Origin of the sequence: Streptomyces sp. NPDC052016 (assembly GCF_044548445.1) — a bacterium.
Lineage (GTDB): Bacteria > Actinomycetota > Actinomycetes > Streptomycetales > Streptomycetaceae > Streptomyces.
Window position 1 is genome coordinate 24,487 of record NZ_JBIUBX010000032.1, and the last position, 15,914, is coordinate 40,400.

At 67.2% G+C, this 15,914-nt stretch carries 12 protein-coding genes, 1 tRNA gene and 1 pseudogene; 11 read left to right on the forward strand and 3 right to left on the reverse strand.

Features of this window, described 5'->3' with window-relative positions; translation table 11 throughout:
* Nucleotides 1-128 precede the first annotated feature (128 nt).
* Nucleotides 129-497, forward strand: a complete 369-nt coding sequence (locus ACIHAR_RS33150; protein ID WP_400022984.1) for a contact-dependent growth inhibition system immunity protein — start codon at nucleotides 129-131, stop codon at nucleotides 495-497.
* A 61-nt stretch (nucleotides 498-558) separates the two neighbouring features.
* On the opposite strand, the pseudogene ACIHAR_RS33155 reads toward ACIHAR_RS33150, so the two are convergent.
* Nucleotides 559-1,409 (reverse strand): annotated as a pseudogene (locus ACIHAR_RS33155) (IS5 family transposase).
* Between the two features lie 355 nt (nucleotides 1,410-1,764).
* Between ACIHAR_RS33155 and ACIHAR_RS33160 the strand changes: the two are divergent.
* Nucleotides 1,765-1,956 carry a hypothetical protein gene (locus tag ACIHAR_RS33160; RefSeq protein WP_400022985.1) on the forward strand — a complete coding sequence of 64 codons (192 nt, stop codon included), beginning with the start codon at nucleotides 1,765-1,767 and terminating at the stop codon, nucleotides 1,954-1,956.
* Between the two features lie 30 nt (nucleotides 1,957-1,986).
* Nucleotides 1,987-4,443 carry a DUF262 domain-containing protein gene (locus ACIHAR_RS33165; RefSeq protein WP_400022986.1) on the forward strand — a complete coding sequence of 819 codons (2,457 nt, stop codon included), beginning with the start codon at nucleotides 1,987-1,989 and terminating at the stop codon, nucleotides 4,441-4,443.
* A 635-nt stretch (nucleotides 4,444-5,078) separates the two neighbouring features.
* Here ACIHAR_RS33165 and ACIHAR_RS33170 read toward each other — a convergent pair.
* Nucleotides 5,079-5,375, reverse strand: a complete 297-nt coding sequence (locus ACIHAR_RS33170) for a hypothetical protein (protein WP_400022987.1) — start codon at nucleotides 5,373-5,375, stop codon at nucleotides 5,079-5,081.
* A gap of 1,279 nt (nucleotides 5,376-6,654) precedes the next feature.
* On the opposite strand from ACIHAR_RS33170, the gene ACIHAR_RS33175 reads away from it, so the two are divergent.
* Together ACIHAR_RS33175 and ACIHAR_RS33180 are read left to right on the forward strand one after the other, a co-directional pair.
* A complete protein-coding gene (locus ACIHAR_RS33175) occupies nucleotides 6,655-6,828 on the forward strand; it encodes a helix-turn-helix transcriptional regulator (protein WP_400022988.1) in 174 nt (57 codons plus the stop codon).
* Nucleotides 6,825-8,201, forward strand: coding sequence for a tyrosine-type recombinase/integrase (locus tag ACIHAR_RS33180; RefSeq protein WP_400022989.1), 1,377 nt, complete (start codon nucleotides 6,825-6,827; stop codon nucleotides 8,199-8,201). Before ACIHAR_RS33175 ends, ACIHAR_RS33180 begins: the two co-directional genes overlap by 4 nt.
* 211 nt (nucleotides 8,202-8,412) lie before the next feature.
* Here the strand turns inward: ACIHAR_RS33180 and ACIHAR_RS33185 are convergent.
* Nucleotides 8,413-8,484, reverse strand: a tRNA-Arg gene (locus ACIHAR_RS33185).
* Nucleotides 8,485-8,829: 345 nt separating this feature from the next.
* Here ACIHAR_RS33185 and ACIHAR_RS33190 point away from each other — a divergent pair.
* From ACIHAR_RS33190 to thrB, 6 genes are all read left to right on the forward strand, one after another.
* Complete coding sequence (locus ACIHAR_RS33190) at nucleotides 8,830-9,321, forward strand: response regulator (protein ID WP_365464196.1); 492 nt, start codon at nucleotides 8,830-8,832, stop codon at nucleotides 9,319-9,321.
* Nucleotides 9,322-9,465: 144 nt separating this feature from the next.
* Nucleotides 9,466-10,632, forward strand: a complete 1,167-nt coding sequence (nrtL, locus tag ACIHAR_RS33195; RefSeq protein WP_400022990.1) for an ArgS-related anticodon-binding protein NrtL — start codon at nucleotides 9,466-9,468, stop codon at nucleotides 10,630-10,632.
* A gap of 15 nt (nucleotides 10,633-10,647) precedes the next feature.
* Nucleotides 10,648-12,039, forward strand: a complete 1,392-nt coding sequence (lysA, locus tag ACIHAR_RS33200; protein WP_400022991.1) for a diaminopimelate decarboxylase — start codon at nucleotides 10,648-10,650, stop codon at nucleotides 12,037-12,039.
* A gap of 152 nt (nucleotides 12,040-12,191) precedes the next feature.
* Nucleotides 12,192-13,484, forward strand: a complete 1,293-nt coding sequence (locus ACIHAR_RS33205; RefSeq protein ID WP_365464146.1) for a homoserine dehydrogenase — start codon at nucleotides 12,192-12,194, stop codon at nucleotides 13,482-13,484.
* Between the two features lie 6 nt (nucleotides 13,485-13,490).
* On the forward strand, nucleotides 13,491-14,549 hold the full coding sequence (gene thrC / locus ACIHAR_RS33210) for a threonine synthase (RefSeq protein ID WP_365464144.1): 1,059 nt from the start codon (nucleotides 13,491-13,493) through the stop codon (nucleotides 14,547-14,549).
* A 272-nt stretch (nucleotides 14,550-14,821) separates the two neighbouring features.
* Nucleotides 14,822-15,751, forward strand: coding sequence for a homoserine kinase (thrB, locus tag ACIHAR_RS33215; protein ID WP_365464141.1), 930 nt, complete (start codon nucleotides 14,822-14,824; stop codon nucleotides 15,749-15,751).
* Nucleotides 15,752-15,914: the final 163 nt, after the last annotated feature.

A 15,914-nucleotide genomic window follows, 5' to 3' on the forward strand; every position in this document is an offset into this window, starting at 1 on the left:
CACACAGCGGCCCCAGCAGCGCGAGCTGGGGCCGCTGTTGCTTTCCCGGCTGCCAACCAAGCTTGTCCCGCTTGCGGTTGCGATCTCACTCAGACCGTGTTTGAGATCTGACATGGGACGATCGGTCGGTGACTCGACTCGTGAACCGTGACCGCTCCCTTGAGGAGCTTGAGCGCGACCGCTGGTCGGCCCCCTCGGACGGTGAAACCCGGCTGATGGCGACCGTGCGTGAGCTTCGCCGCAAGCCGATCGGTGGCCTGACGGTCGAGGACATGCGGCTACTGATCAGGCAAGACGTGGGTCTTGCCTATCTCCTGCCCCTTGCGGTGGAGGTCCTCCGGATCGACCCACTGGCGGAAGGCGACATGTACGAGGGCGACCTGCTGGCTCACCAGGAGTGGGGAGGTCTGGAGCGAGTCCCCCGAACTCAAGCGGGATGTCCGCCTGATCGTGGCAGAGTTGGCCGACGTGCCGCCCGCCCTGAAACGCGAGGTTGAGAGGTTTCTGGCCCTGTAGCTCGCTGACGGCAGCTACCACGTCGAGGGGCTGGCAGGCTGTCTACGAGGAGTGGCGCACGAGCGGTCGTGGGCCAGAACGTGTCGCAGCACGGCCCCGGGCGAGCCGACGGACCATGACGCCGATCATGGCCCATCGAACCATCGTCTCGGAGCGGGCCGGACGTCTCGTAGTCCCGGGCCAGGCCGGTGAGCGGTAAGCCATGAGAACGTACGCTCTACCGCCCACCGCTTGGGCTGGACCTGGAAGCCGCGCTGGTCAGGGTCCTTGCGGACTATCTCCAGGTCACGGCCGAGGATCTGTGTGGCCCACTCGACCAGGCGGCCGGCGAAGCCCTGGTCGGCCCAGACCTTCTTGACGCCGGGATGGTCGAGCCTGGTCCACAGCAAAGGCCGCTTTGCGCCGTCGCGGTCCTGGATGTTCGCCGCGACGACGTGGACGGCCAGGAGCAGGCCCAAGGTGTCGGTGCCGATGAACCTCTTGCGGCCCTTAACCTTTTTGCCCGCGTCGAAGCCTCTGGTGGCCGCGGGGACCGTGTCAGCCGTGCGGACGGACTGCGAGTCGATCAGGCCCGCGCTCGGCTCTACGTCGCGGTCGTCAGCTTCACGGACCTTGCCGCGCAGGGCGTCGTGGATGCGCTCGACGGTGCCGTCGTCGTGCCACCAGGTGAAATACCAGTACACCGTCGGCCACGGGGCGAAGTCCTTCGGCAGCTGCCGCCAGGCACAGCCGGTCCGCACCACGTAGAAGATCGCGTCCACGATCCGCCGCCGCGGATGCTTCTCCCGGCGCCCGCCCTTCGGTCCCACCCGTGCCGGCGGGAGCAACGGCTCCACCAGCGCCCACTGCGCATCCGTCAGGTCCGACGGATACCCACCGCCACCACCGCTCACAGCGAGCTCAACGAACGCCCTAGCAACGGGACACGGCAGATCTCAAACACGGTCTCAGACTAGGTCTCAGACCTTCCGAGGGAGCACAGCGCAACTCGCCCACCACAAGTCGAGTTTCTCTGTGCTGGGGTGACGCAGCGTCACATGTGGGGCATGATGGTCGCATGGCGCTCCTGCTACCTCTGTCGACCACTCATATGCCACCATGAGTGACGGCTCACTCACAGGTGCGGAGCGGTGACGGAGAGAAACCGGGATATGCAAACTCGCAGGGTTTTGATGCGGCACGGATGTCAGCTTCTCAGTTCTTCATTAAGCCCAGTCAGGGGCTCTATGTTCCTTCGTATCAGTGCGCATGCAGCGGGAGCTGCCCGAAATTACGCGCCTTCTTGGTTGCGTTGCGCACGCCCTTGACCAGCTTGCGGAGTTCGAGGGATCGAGCTGTTTCCTCGGTACTGTCACCGCGCTTCGCGACATCAACTACAAGATCGTTGAGTCGAAATGCAGGTTGCAGGTCCCTTCCAAGGCGATGCCGCATCTGATCTGAACGAACCTGCTCAACGAAAAGGGGCTACGCATGCCTACGCAGGCCAAGGAAATATTCGAGGCGCAGAGCAAGAGTGTCCGCGAGCTACTTTCTGACAATGGCTTGGGCCTCTACCTGCCGCCCTACCAGCGTCCGTACGGCTGGGGCAAAGACAAGGTCGAGAAATTGCTCGACGACACACTGCATGGCCTCAAAAATCTGGGTGAGTCGCCGGACAGCTTCACCTTCTTGGGAACCGTCATCACCATCCATGATGTCAACCACGTCACGGTGAAGCCAATCGTCAAGCCCGAGGTCCCGTCCAAGGTCCTTACAGTGATCGATGGACAGCAGCGTTTGTCGAGCCTTCTTATCCTGCTTGTCGGCCTGCACAACCTCATTCGTCAGCGTGCGTGGAAGGTCTTCAAGGGCAAGACGCCGGATCCGGCCGATACTGCTCGGATTCAGCTGTACTCGGAAACGATCAACATCCTGCAGATGCTTGGGGCAGCGTTCTACGAGCGGAAGAACTTCGGAACTACGCCGATCTACCCGCGCCTCATTCGAGCCTTCGTGGATCAGTGGGCCAGGGACGAGAAGCTCAAGAAGTATGAGTCGCCGATCGCCAACCTTATCTACACGTACTCGGTGCTAGCCGACGGCGAGCCGGCAACTTCTAGGCCGACGGACTTCAAGCCGAAGGCGCGACAGAATGCTGGCGAAGGCGAAGGCGATCTCATCAAGAGGTTCAACGAGATCCGTACGGCGTTGACCAAGCTGTCACAGCGAAACTCTATCGAGGAGCTGGAGGATCTGCCGCCGCTAGGAACCCTTGCTACTGACATTGAGTTCCAGCGTGCGCTCTTCAACCACGAACTCGACCCCGAGCTCTGCACTTGGCTGGGGCAGTTGCAAGACGAGCCCGAGGCTGAGCTGATGCGACTCGTCATGTTTGCTGCCTATGGCTTGAACCGCATCGCTCTGACGGTCGTGCAAGGCAAGGACGAGGACTATGCCTTCACGATCTTCGAGTCGTTGAACACCACGGGCGAGCCTCTGACCGCCTTCGAGACCTTCCTCCCTCGGGTGGTCATGGCAGAGAAAATTGAACACTACCAGGACTCGGACGCACATGCGTCCATGAAGGCAGTTCAGGGCTACCTCGACCACTTCGACGTCGGAGACAAGCTTCAGAACGCAACTCGAGAACTGCTGGTCACTTTCGCGTTGGCAGAGACTGGAAAGAAGCTCTCCAAGCGCCTCCCGGATCAGCGGGTCTACATGCGCGATACCTTTGAGCGCCACAAGGACTCGGCCGATGAGCGGAGCGCGTACTTGCGCCACCTAAGCGACACGGCGGCCTTTATCGGGAATACTTGGGAGCCTGCGGCAAACTCTCCTCGCACGCTAGCCGGGCTAGAAGCGACCGCAATGACGGACACTGTAAAGTTGTGTCTGGCCTTCCTTAAATCGCTCAATCACACCATTGCCATCGCGCCGCTCGTGCGCTTCTACTCCGAGGCTGTCCACGCGGACGAAGGGGAGGCAAGGGCCCAGCGCATCGCCGAGTTCGAGAAGGCTATCAAGGCAATCACTGCCTTCACGGTCTTCTGGCGAGCAACCCGTCGCGGCACGGGCAACATCGACAGCCAGTACCGGGCAGTCATGGCCGGCGACTCGCTCACGGGCATTGGGCCGCTCGCTCGGCAGTGGGAAGTGCCAGATGCATCGAAGCCCGATCCGATCGTCGACGCGGAGGCGCTGAAGAAGGAACTTGCGGCGCGATTGGCGCACCCTAAGTACGGCGGCGTCCCAAACTTGGCGACGTTCCTGGCATTTGGCTCCGCGCTGCCGCTCTACTCAATTAGTCGCCCGCTTACGCGTTTCCTTCTTCTGGCTGCATATCACGACACAATTGAGGATCCGGAGAATCCGGGCCTCATCATCCCAGGCAAGGCGGGGGTCGCCTCGTGCTTCACCGCAGACGGCTGGGCGGACGAGACACACCTCACGATCGAACACATCGCACCACAGCAGGCCACGAGTGGGTGGGATCCGGAGTTCTACAGCCAGAAGGAGACCGTCCACAAGCTGGGCAATCTGGTCCTGGCACCAGGCGCTGCCAACACGTCCCTCAGCTCGCGGCCTTGGACCGAGAAGAAGGTCTTGTATGCGGCACTCGGTGCTTCAACGGCCGACGACGCCAAGTCGATCCTCAACAGTTCTGGCTTGACTTTCGCGCAGGCGACTGAAGATCTAGCAGCCATGTCGCGCTACCTCCCGCACCTGCGAGCACTGGGTCAGCGTGAGGACGAATGGAATCCGACGTTCATGGATCAGCGGGCTGACGTCCTCCTACGTCTGGCCTACACACGACTCAAGGGCTGGCTCGGCCTGGAGCTGTCTGACTCCAGCAGTGATCCGGTGGTCAAGGTCGGGGATGTGGAGATCGAGAACGATGAGCTCGACGAGACTGAGGATGCCGGGGGAGCAGTTGTAACGGGGTAACGCCATGGGCCAATTGGGCGGCGTTGTCGGCCCGGACTCCGGGGGGACTGACCCCGCGAACGGGGCCTCACGCGTGAGCTGCCACCACGTCAGCCGCGTCTCGGGGAGCGGATTCCGGTGCGGATGGGAGAACGGGTAGTCCTTAAGGCGGGGCGCCGTCCGCGGACAGGTGGCCGTCGGCGTCAGCGGTGACTGCGTGGTGCGCACCGTCGGCGGCCACAGCGACGTACGGGTACCTGGCCTGGAGTCGCGCCCGATCTGGGGTGCGGTCTCGGTGAGCGCCGAGCGTATACCGAAGGGCTCGACGGCGTGCCCGCAGTACAAGGCCGTGCCATTGCTGGTGACGCGATACGAGATCTCCCGGCCGCTGCCCGAGGGCGGGGCATTGTCGGTGAGCTGGCGGCTTCCGCGCCGATATCGACCCGGTTGGGCTGGTCGAGGTGGCGGCACTCGTAGGAGGGTTTCGGTGACAAGGTGGCCGCCGACCGCGTTCTGGTAGGCGGTGTGGGAGCGCTCGTTCGTGCCGTTCCTGTTGCTCTGGGTCCTCTTGCTGGCGCGACGGCTGGCAGGTTGTCGTACAGCTGCCAGGAGGGCATCACGCGGTAGGCATCGCCTTCGCCGACGACGCGGTTGATCTACACCTCGAGTGTGGCACGGAGGTGGATGTCGGCGTTGCGTACCAGCACCAGGCCGAGAACGACCTGTCCCAGGGGGTCGGTCATCTGCAGGTCCAGGTAGCGCTGGACGTCGGCTCTGGACAGGCCGTTCCGGATCACGTTGAGATCGACGGTGCGGATGGCCGCGAGGGCAGGAGCCATTTCCGGGGCGATGTCGTCAGAGTCGACCACCAGACCATGGCCGAGGCAGAGCGTGGTGCCGGTGGAGGCCGCGGCCTCCCAGACGCGGGTGATGGCCCGGCCCAGGCGGTACATCTTCTGCTGACCTTTGTCCTGCCGGCCGCGGTCGGTGACCGGAACTGTCCAGTAGGCGTTTGCGCCACGGGTCCCCGCGTAGTGACTCCGCCGTTGGGCGAAGAGAGAAGCGCACCGCCGAGCAGCACCCCACCGCTCTGGGATTCCCCGCGTCATGCGAAGCAGGCGGCACCGGCCGACGCGGCCTTCGTGAGGTCATCGGTGCTGCAGCTCTGAACGACTGGGTTCGCTGTCAAACGCCTGGGTTGGATGACAGCGGACACCTTCAGCTGATGGCAGACGAGGAAGAGCCTCAACGGACTGGAACGTCGTCCTGAATCATGTCAACGTACAACGACCCGGAAAACACCCAGGTCAGCAAGGTGACGCGGGCTAGCGGGGCAGCCTGGCAGCCATAGCGGCCCGCGTCGGCTCCGTCTCATGACCGCGTTCAGCCCCGAGGAGGTCCTTCTGGCGAATCGCCTTCCGATCCGCCCGCGTCACTGCCCCCATCCTGTTAGCACTCGGTGTCACGAACGCCTCGATCGCCCAGGACAGGGAGGTCTAGAGCCATCTCCACGGCCCTGCGTCTGTGCGGCCAGGCTGTTTGGCGAGGACGTGGTGCAACGTGGCTATCGCCGGGACCGAGCAGTCCTCGCACACTTCGCGAGACACCCCCGGAGCCGCACCGCGACACGTCACCCGAGCCCTACGTGGCGCCAAGTGTGACGGGGCACGCAACCTCGACCGGCTCACCGACGATGAGCTCCTGGTCTCGGGACGGACGGCACGCCCCCAGTCTCCGGATGTACCGGCTGGCCTCCTGAGTTTCGTCCACTGGAAGTCCACTCGGAACGGTGCGTGGACTTCCCTGTGGTGGGTGGGGGCGCAACATAGCCGACGATCGCCGGTTAGCCAAACCGGCGATCCTCCGGAGTATTGATGTCGTTCGCACTGGCTACTTGGCGGTGGACCTGGAGCGGACAGCGCCGTCCTGGTGCCCAGACGTCGTCTGGCGCTTCTTCAGCGCGCAGGACCAGACCCCGTGAATCCAGGAAGGCACGAACCGCGCCCAACGGTCATCCACTCCGCCCAGGCGTCGGTGGATTCTGCACCACCCGTAAGGAACTCTCATGCGCCCTTTTGCGATACCCCCTGCCCAAATGCCGAGTCGCGCGCACTGGCCTCAGTGCTTCTTCGTGCCTGATGGCGTACCGGTTGCTGCGCGGCGGCGCCTCGATTCTTGGCGGTTCGGCACAGGAGGCGCTGAGTGAGGAGGGGCGGTAAGAGTGACGAGTTGATGACAGTTCCCGAGGTGCTAGCAGAGCTGAAGGGCACATCCCGCCGAACCTTCTACCGCTGGCGGGAGATGGGAACGGGGCCCGCCGTACTGAAGCTCCCGAACGGGGAGTTGCGCGTATGGCGAAGTGCATTCATGGAATGGCTGCAAGAGAGAGAGGAAGCCGCAGCTTGAAGACGACCGACGTTCGGATATGGGACGTCAGGGTAAAGCAGCGCCAGGGCAAGGACACCTATGAGGTGCGCTGGGTCGTTGCAGGGCGCGAGGTATCTCGCTCGCGTCGCACTAAGGGGCTTGCCGACAAGCTGCGAGCGCAGCTCCTCATGGCTCAGGAGAATGGGGAGCAGTTCGACACAGAGACAGGCTTCCCTCCCTCGATGGAGGAGAAGGCACCCGCCCTCACCTGGTATGCCTTCGCTTTGAAATACCTCCAAGTCAAGTGGCCGCATGCCGCGCCGAACTATCGGGACGAGATCAATGAGGCGCTGACCGGTGTCACAAAGGCGCTCATGCCAAAGCGTCCCGGGCGGCCAACGGATGAGGCGATGCAGCGTGCGCTTCGGGACTGGCTATTCGTTCTTCCCGGCCCGGAAGATCGCGAAATCCCGCCAGCAGCCAGAACAGTGGTCGACTGGGTGGCGAGAAACTCGCCTCCGCTCGCCGATCTCGCCAAGCCCGCGGTTATGCGAGGTGTGCTGGAAGCGCTCAAACTGAGACTTGACGGAGAAGCGGCATCGAGTGAAACCTTCAAGCGCAAGCGTAAGGTCCTCGTCAACGCGCTGAACTACGCCAGGGAGCTTGGCGAGTTCGACGAAAATCCCGTCAACTCGGTTTCGGTGCAGAAGCCGTCAAGGATTGTCCCTGTCGACCCTCGCGTCGTGGCCAACCCGAAGCAGGCCGGCAACCTGATCGGCGCTGTCTCGTACGTGGGCGGATATCACCGAGCCAGGGGCAGGCGACTGGTGGGCATGTTCGCCGGCATGTACTACGCCGGGATGCGTCCGGCGGAGACCGTCGGGGTCGCGGTCCAGGACTGCTACCTCCCCGAGGAGGGGTGGGGGCTGGCGAATCTCCATCGGACCAGGCCGACCGCGGGGAAGAAGTGGACCAAGACGGGCGAGGTGCACGACGACCGCGGGCTGAAGAACCGCGATCCCGAGGAGGTGCGCCCGACGCCTCTGCCGCCGATCCTCGTGGCCATCTGGCGCGACAGCATCGACACGTTCGGCACGGCAGATGACGGCAGACTCTTCTTCAACGAGCGTGGCGGACTGGTCGGCTCCTCGACCTACTCGCGTGTGTGGGCCGAGGCCCGCGAGCTCGGCCTGCCACCAGAACTTGTTGCGAGCCCGCTCGCTGACCGACCGTACGACCTGCGTCACTCGGCGCTGTCGACATGGCTGAATGCCGGAGTCGATCCGACGGAGGTCGCAGAGCGGGCCGGAAACACCGTGGAGGTGCTACTCGCTCGGTATGCGAAGTGTCTGCATGGGCGGCACGTGGTGGCCAACAAACGAATCGAGGATCTCTTGCTCGAATACGAGTGACGATGATCACACCGAACGCCCCGGGGGTGAACCCTCGGGGCGTTTGCTATGTGGCGGATTGGTCATTAAGTGACTCAATGTCCGATCCCGTGTATGTCCCGCAGCGCGCGTCCTACGGCCGCTTTCGCTGGCCCTCGGCTGCATATGGCTGCAGTCACTTCGTTTTGGCATCTGCGCTGGTCAGGTGCCGTTCTTGCCCTCTGACCTGCAGTGCCCCCGGCAGGATTCGAACCTGCGCACACGGCTCCGGAGGCCGTTGCTCTATCCCCTGAGCTACGGGGGCGTGTCGGGCGTTGAGCTGTTCGCTCGCGGCGACGTGTAGAACACTACCAGCTCCCCCGGGGTGTTCATGAACGGGTTTCTGGGGGTGGTCGGGGGCGCGCGTCCCGGGTGGGTGTTCTGCGAGGGGCCCGCCCACCGACACAGGGCCGCCGCCCGGCGGTGGCGGGCGTCCGGGGCGATCAGCCGTCGGAACGGCATGCCGGACCCCCACCACGTCTCGTCCCCCGCGCGGGCCCCCACCACGTCTCGTCCCCCGCGCGGGGTGGAAGTGGGGAAAACCCGGACGCGGTGGCCGGTGTCGACCTACTCTCGAGTTGTGTCAGGCGCGTCGGGTCGGGTGCTTGTTGTGGACGACAACAAGGTCATCCGGCAGCTGATCAGGGTCAATCTCGAGCTTGAGGGCCTCGAGGTCGTGACCGCGTCCGATGGTGCCGAGTGTCTTGATGTCGTTCATCAGGTGCGGCCCGATCTTGTGACCCTCGATGTCGTCATGCCCCGGCTGGACGGGCTCCGTACGGCCGCGCGGCTGCGTGCCGATCCGCTCACCCGAGAGCTTCCGCTCGCCATCATCAGTGCCTGTACGCGGTACGAGGTCGAGGCCGGTCTCGAAGCCGGCGTCGACGCCTTTCTCCCCAAGCCCTTCGAGCCCGCCGAACTCGTGAGCGTCGTGCGGAGGCTCATGGAAGGGAAGCGGGGGGAGGACAGCGGGGGAGTGGGTGGGGCGCCGGGGGGTGGTGTCGGTTCGGTGCGGGGCGGGCTCGGGCTCGGCTTCGGGACCGCGCTCGGTTCCGGCGAGGGCGTCACGGCGGGCACGGGGAACGGGCCGGTGGCCGAGTAGGGCGAGCGCGGCGATCGTCATGCGCGGTCCACAATCCTGAACCCGGTCCAGGACGACCGCGTTGATCACCTTGCTCCGTCCACATCCCGGACCCTCCCCAAACCGGCTCGCTTACCCACCCCCCTCCTCCCCTACGCTTGTCCCGTGACCCCCGTCGAGCTCTCGCGCACCGTGCTGCACGCGGTACGTCGTGCCGTCGATGCCGGGGAGCTCGCCGTGGCCGTTCCGTCGCGGGCGGTCGTCGCGCCGCCGGGGCCCGGGGGGTGTGGGGACTACGCCACCAGCATCGCCCTGCAGCTGGCCCGGCCGGCCGGGCAGCCCCCGTTGCGGGTTGCGGAGGTGCTGCGGCCGTATCTCGCCGGCGCCGTCGGTGTCACCGGTGTCGAGATCACCGGGCCCGGTTTCCTCAACATCAGCATCGATCACGCCGCCACCTCCGCCGTCCTCGTCCGTCGGATCCTGCGGGAAGGCCTCCGTTACGGGCACGGCACCACCCTCGCCGGACATGTCTTCGAGCTGCGCGTGCCCTACGACGTCCGCGCCGAAGTCCTCGCCGACGCGCTCGCGCGCATCGTCGGTACCCAGGGCGGGCGCGTCGAGGTCGATCATCGTGAGCCCGTCAATCTGCGCCCGGTTCCGGCGCCGGAGGACCCCGCTCCGCTCGGGCTCGACGCCGCCCGGTGGGCGCTGCTGCACCCCGCCCCGCACGACCGGCCCCGCATCACCGCGGACCACCTGATCCAGCGTGAGGGCAATCCCCTCTTCCGCGTGCGGTACGCCCACGCCCGCACCCGTGCCGTCAGCCGCAACGCCGCCGACCTGGGATTCACCGCCGAACCCGGCGACCCCCTCGGCGACCAGGGCAGCATCGCCGGTTTCGGTGACCACTGCTACACCGCCGACCCCGCGGACGCCGCCGATCCCCGCGGCCACAGCTACACCTCAGGAACCGCCGACTGCCTCACCACCCCGAGCAGCACAGCCGCCCCCGCTGCCCACGCCACCCCCAACCACCTCGAGGCCCTCCCCGCAATCCTGCGCCTCACCACCCTCCTAGCCGATCACCCCCGCATCCTCACCACCGTCGCCGCCCTCCCCCACCCCGACGGGATCGCCGCGCCCTCCCGCCTCACCCGGCACCTGGTCGCCCTCGCCGACGCCACCCTCGTTCTGCTGCCCGCCGTCCTGCCCCGCGGTGAGGAGAAACCCTCGGCCGCCCACCGTGCCCGGCTCGCGCTCGCCGAAGCCGCCGGGACGGTGCTGGCCGGCGGCCTGACCCTGCTCGGCATCGACGCACCCGATCACCTCTGAGAGAGCACGCCCAAGATGAGCCGTTCCGCACACCCCGCCGGGCCCCGTCACGCCGACGTCCTTCCCGAGGGGCACTACACCGCCCCGCCCGCCGACCTCAACGCCCTCGACCCCAAGGTGTGGGCGCAGACCGTCAGCCGCGGCGACGACGGTGTCGTCACCGTCGGCGGGGTCGACGTCAAGGCGCTCGCCGAGGAGCACGGCACTCCCGCCTACATCCTCGACGAGGCCGACTTCCGGGCCCGGGCGCGGGCCTGGCGTACCGCGTTCGGGGACGACGCCGACGTCTTCTACGCCGGCAAGGCCTTCCTCTCCCGCGCCGTCGTCCGGTGGCTGCACGAGGAGGGGCTCAACCTCGACGTCTGCTCCGGTGGCGAGCTGGCCACCGCCCTGTCGGCGGGGATGCCCGCCGACCGCATCGCCTTCCACGGCAACAACAAGTCCACCGGTGAGATCACCAGGGCCATCGAGAACGGCGTCGGGCGGATCGTCCTCGACTCCTTCCAGGAGATCGTCCGCGTCGCGCACATCGCCCAGTCGCTGGGCAGGCGGCAGCGGGTGCAGATCCGGATCACCGTAGGTGTCGAGGCTCACACGCACGAGTTCATCGCCACCGCGCACGAGGACCAGAAGTTCGGCATTCCGCTCGCCGGGGGACAGGCCGCCGAGGCGGTGCGGCGGGCCCTGCAGCTCGACGGGCTCGAGCTCATCGGGATCCACTCGCACATCGGGTCGCAGATCTTCGACATGTCCGGCTTCGAGGTCGCCGCCCACCGGGTCGTCGGGCTGCTGAAGGACATCCGTGACGAGCACGGGGTAGAGCTCCCGGAGATCGACCTCGGCGGCGGGCTCGGGATCGCGTACACCAGCGACGACGACCCGCGCGAGCCGCACGAGATCGCGAAGGCGCTCACCGAGATCGTCACCCGGGAGTGCGAGGCCGCCAGGCTGCGGACCCCGCGGATCTCCGTCGAGCCCGGGCGCGCCATCGTCGGGCCGACCGCCTTCACCCTCTACGAGGTGGGCACCGTCAAGCCCCTCGACGGGCTGCGGACGTACGTCTCCGTCGACGGCGGCATGTCGGACAACATCCGCACCGCGCTGTACGACGCCGAGTACAGCGTCGCCCTGGTCTCCCGCGCCTCCGACGCCGAGCCGATGCTGGCCCGCGTCGTCGGCAAGCACTGTGAGAGTGGTGACATCGTGGTGAAGGACGCGTTCCTGCCGGGGGACCTGGCACCGGGTGACCTGATCGCGGTGCCGGCCACGGGCGCGTACTGCCGTTCCATGGCCAGCAACTACAACCACGTCCTGCGTCCGCCGGTGGTGGCCGTGCGCGAGGGTGCGTCGCGGGTCATCGTCCGGCGCGAGACGGAGGAGGACCTCCTGCGGCTCGACGTCGGGTGACGCGGGCGGCGCCGGAAACGGGGCGGAAGATCTCCTGTCTGCCGCCTCGCAGAATGTGAAATAGACGTCTCACGATCCGGACCGGGGATAGAAACGCCGGTCCGGTGAGTGAGACTGGAGCAACCGTAGACGGTATGAGGAAACGAGGTCGGATGATGCGTACGCGTCCGCTGAAGGTGGCGCTGCTGGGCTGTGGAGTGGTCGGCTCAGAGGTGGCGCGCATCATGACGACGCACGCCGACGACCTCGCCGCGAGGATCGGGGCACCGGTGGAGCTCGCGGGCGTCGCCGTCCGCCGGCCGTCCAAGGTGCGCGAGGGCATCGCGCAGGAGCTCGTCACCACCGACGCCACCGCCCTCGTCAAACGGGGCGACATCGACGTCGTCGTCGAGGTCATCGGGGGCATCGAGCCCGCCCGTACGCTCATCACCACCGCCTTCGAGCACGGCGCCTCCGTCGTCTCCGCCAACAAGGCGCTGCTGGCCCAGGACGGGGCCGCCCTGCACGCGGCCGCCGAGGAGCACGGCAGGGACCTCTACTACGAGGCCGCCGTCGCCGGCGCCATCCCGCTGATCCGTCCGCTGCGCGAGTCGCTCGCCGGCGACAAGATCAACCGGGTGATGGGCATCGTCAACGGGACGACCAACTTCATCCTCGACAAGATGGACTCGACCGGGGCCGGCTATCAGGAGGCCCTCGACGAGGCGACCGCGCTCGGGTACGCGGAGGCGGACCCGACCGCCGACGTCGAGGGCTTCGACGCCGCCGCCAAGGCGGCCATCCTCGCCGGGATCTCCTTCCACACCCGTGTGCGCCTCGACGACGTCTACCGCGAGGGCATGACCGAGGTCACCGCGGCCGACTTCGCCTCCGCCAAGGAGATGGGCTGCACCATCAAGCTGCTCGCCATCTGCGAGCGGGCGGCCGACGGGGGGTCCGTGACCGCGCGGGTGCACCCCGCCATGATTCCGCTGACCCACCCGCTCGCCTCCGTGCGCGGCGCGTACAACGCCGTGTTCGTCGAGTCGGACGCTTCGGGACAGCTCATGTTCTACGGCCCCGGCGCCGGCGGTGCTCCCACCGCCTCCGCCGTCCTCGGCGACCTCGTCGCCGTGTGCCGCAACCGGCTCAGCGGGGCGACGGGACCCGGCGAGTCGGCGTACGCCGCCCTGCCCGTCTCGCCGATGGGCGAGGTCGTCACGCGCTACCACATCAGCCTTGACGTCGCGGACAAACCGGGTGTACTCGCCCAGGTGGCGACCGTGTTCGCCGAGCACGGCGTGTCCATCGATACGGTTCGCCAGCAGGGCAAGGACGGCGAGGCCTCCCTCGTCGTCGTCACCCACCGCGCGTCCGACGCCTCCCTGACCGGGACCGTCGAGGCGTTGCGCAAGCTCGACACCGTGCGGGGTGTCGCCAGCATCATGCGGGTTGAAGGAGAGTAAGCAGCAATGACCCACCAGTGGCGCGGAATCATCGAGGAGTACCGGGACCGGCTGCCGGTATCCGACAGCACGCCGGTCGTGACGCTCCGCGAGGGCGGCACGCCGCTCGTGCCCGCGCAGGTGCTCTCCGAGCGCACGGGCTGCGAGGTCCACCTCAAGGTCGAGGGCGCGAACCCCACCGGGTCCTTCAAGGACCGCGGGATGACCATGGCCATCACCCGGGCCAAGGAGGAGGGCGCGAAGGCGGTCATCTGCGCCTCGACGGGCAACACCTCCGCCTCCGCCGCCGCGTACGCGGTGCGCGCCGGCATGGTTTCGGCCGTTCTCGTCCCGCAGGGCAAGATCGCGCTCGGCAAGATGGGCCAGGCCCTCGTGCACGGCGCGAAGATCCTCCAGGTCGACGGCAACTTCGACGACTGCCTCACGCTGGCTCGCGCCCTGAGCGACAACTACCCGGTGGCGCTGGTCAATTCGGTCAACCCGGTACGTATCGAGGGTCAGAAGACCGCCGCCTTCGAGATCGTGGACATGCTGGGTGACGCGCCCGACATCCACGTCCTGCCGGTCGGCAACGCGGGCAACATCACCGCGTACTGGAAGGGGTACAAGGAGTACGCCGCCGACGGTGTGGCCGGAAAGACACCGCGTATGTGGGGCTTTCAGGCGTCCGGCAGCGCGCCGATCGTGCGCGGCGAGGTGGTCAAGGACCCGTCGACCATCGCCACCGCGATCCGCATCGGCAACCCCGCCTCCTGGCAGTACGCGCTGGCCGCACGGGACGAGTCCGGCGGTCTCATCGACGAGGTGACGGACCGTGAGATCCTGCGCGCCTACCGGCTGTTGGCCGCGCAGGAGGGCGTCTTCGTGGAGCCCGCGTCCGCCGCGTCCGTGGCCGGTCTGCTCAAGGCCGCCGAGCAGGGCAAGGTCGACCCGGGCCAGAGGATCGTGTGCACCGTCACGGGCAACGGTCTGAAGGACCCCGACTGGGCCGTCGCCGGCGCCCCGCAGCCGGTCACCGTCCCCGTCGACGCCGTGACCGCGGCCGCGCGCCTCGGCCTCGCCTGACGAAGTTTGGCGGGCTACCCGGCAGATCCCGGCCGGGGTAACCCCTCCCAGGGGTGCACAGGGGGCTTACGACACGCATCGTGCGCCTCCTGTGCGCCCTATGTCGCCACAGAACCTTCCTTCGATAGGCTGTACCGAACCCGCCTACCGCATATGCCTCCGCATATCGCGCGGCCGGCAACGGGGCCGCGCCGTCTGCGCGGCCCGTGGGTCTTTCGTACGTCATCGAGTGTCATTCGACCATCACGCAGCTCAAGGAGAGTCAACGAGCGATGGCCGGTCCAGCGTTCCGCGCCGCCGCCGTCCGGGTGCGCGTCCCCGCCACCAGCGCCAACCTCGGTCCGGGCTTCGACGCCCTGGGCCTCGCGCTGGGGCTCTACGACGACGTCGTGGTCCGGGTGGCCGACTCAGGGCTGCACATCGACATCGCGGGTGAGGGCAGCGAGACGCTGCCGCGTGACGAGAAGCACCTCCTCGTCCGCTCCCTGCGCACCGCCTTCGACGTCCTCGGCGGCCAGCCGCGCGGCCTGGAGATCGTCTGCGCCAACCGCATCCCGCACGGCCGCGGCCTCGGCTCCTCCTCCGCCGCCATCTGCGCCGGCATCGTGGCCGCGCGCGCCGTGACCATAGGCGGCGAGAGCAAGCTCGACGACACCGCCCTGCTCGAGCTCGCGACCGAGATCGAGGGCCATCCCGACAACGTCGCGGCCTGTCTGCTCGGCGGCTTCACCCTCTCCTGGATGGAGGCGGGCGCCGCGCGGGCGATCAGGATGGAGCCCTCCGATTCCATCGTTCCGGTGGTTTTCGTGCCCGGTAAGCCGGTCCTGACCGAGACCGCGCGCGGTCTGCTCCCGCGCACCGTGCCGCACGTCGACGCCGCCACCAACGCGGGCCGTGCCGCCCTGCTCGTCGAGGCCCTGACCAGGCGCCCCGAGCTGCTGCTGCCCGCCACCGAGGACCGCCTCCACCAGGAGTACCGCGCGCCGGCCATGCCGGAGAGCGCCGCGCTGGTGGAGCGGCTGCGCGCCGACGGGATCCCCGCGGTGATCTCCGGCGCCGGACCCACCGTGATGGCGCTGGCCGACGCGGGCACGGCCGACAAGGTCGAGACCCTGGCCGGCGCGGACTGGGCCGCGAACCGGCTCAGCCTGGACCTGCAGGGAGCGAGCGTGCTGCCGCTCGCGCCCTCCGGCGACTTCTGAAAGCGTGACGGTTGCCGGATTTCGAGAGGGGGAATGTTTGTTGGATCCGGTAGTGTTAACCTCAAGTCTGCACCCGACCCCACCATGGCGAGGTGCCTCGTGTCCCCGTCCGGGACAGACATCCTTCCGGGAGCTCCCCAAGCCGCACTGCGTTCCGTACGTC

Bases quoted from the DNA above. Each gene is read 5' to 3' on its own strand.
- ACIHAR_RS33160 (WP_400022985.1), top strand. From the start codon at position 1,765: ATGCAGCGGGAGCTGCCCGAAATTACGCGCCTTCTTGGTTGCGTTGCG.
- ACIHAR_RS33165 (WP_400022986.1), top strand. From the start codon at position 1,987: ATGCCTACGCAGGCCAAGGAAATATTCGAGGCGCAGAGCAAGAGTGTC.
- ACIHAR_RS33170 (WP_400022987.1), bottom strand. From the start codon at position 5,375: ATGTACCGCCTGGGCCGGGCCATCACCCGCGTCTGGGAGGCCGCGGCC.
- ACIHAR_RS33175 (WP_400022988.1), top strand. From the start codon at position 6,655: ATGACAGTTCCCGAGGTGCTAGCAGAGCTGAAGGGCACATCCCGCCGA.
- lysA (WP_400022991.1), top strand. From the start codon at position 10,648: ATGAGCCGTTCCGCACACCCCGCCGGGCCCCGTCACGCCGACGTCCTT.
- ACIHAR_RS33205 (WP_365464146.1), top strand. From the start codon at position 12,192: ATGATGCGTACGCGTCCGCTGAAGGTGGCGCTGCTGGGCTGTGGAGTG.
- thrC (WP_365464144.1), top strand. From the start codon at position 13,491: ATGACCCACCAGTGGCGCGGAATCATCGAGGAGTACCGGGACCGGCTG.
- thrB (WP_365464141.1), top strand. From the start codon at position 14,822: ATGGCCGGTCCAGCGTTCCGCGCCGCCGCCGTCCGGGTGCGCGTCCCC.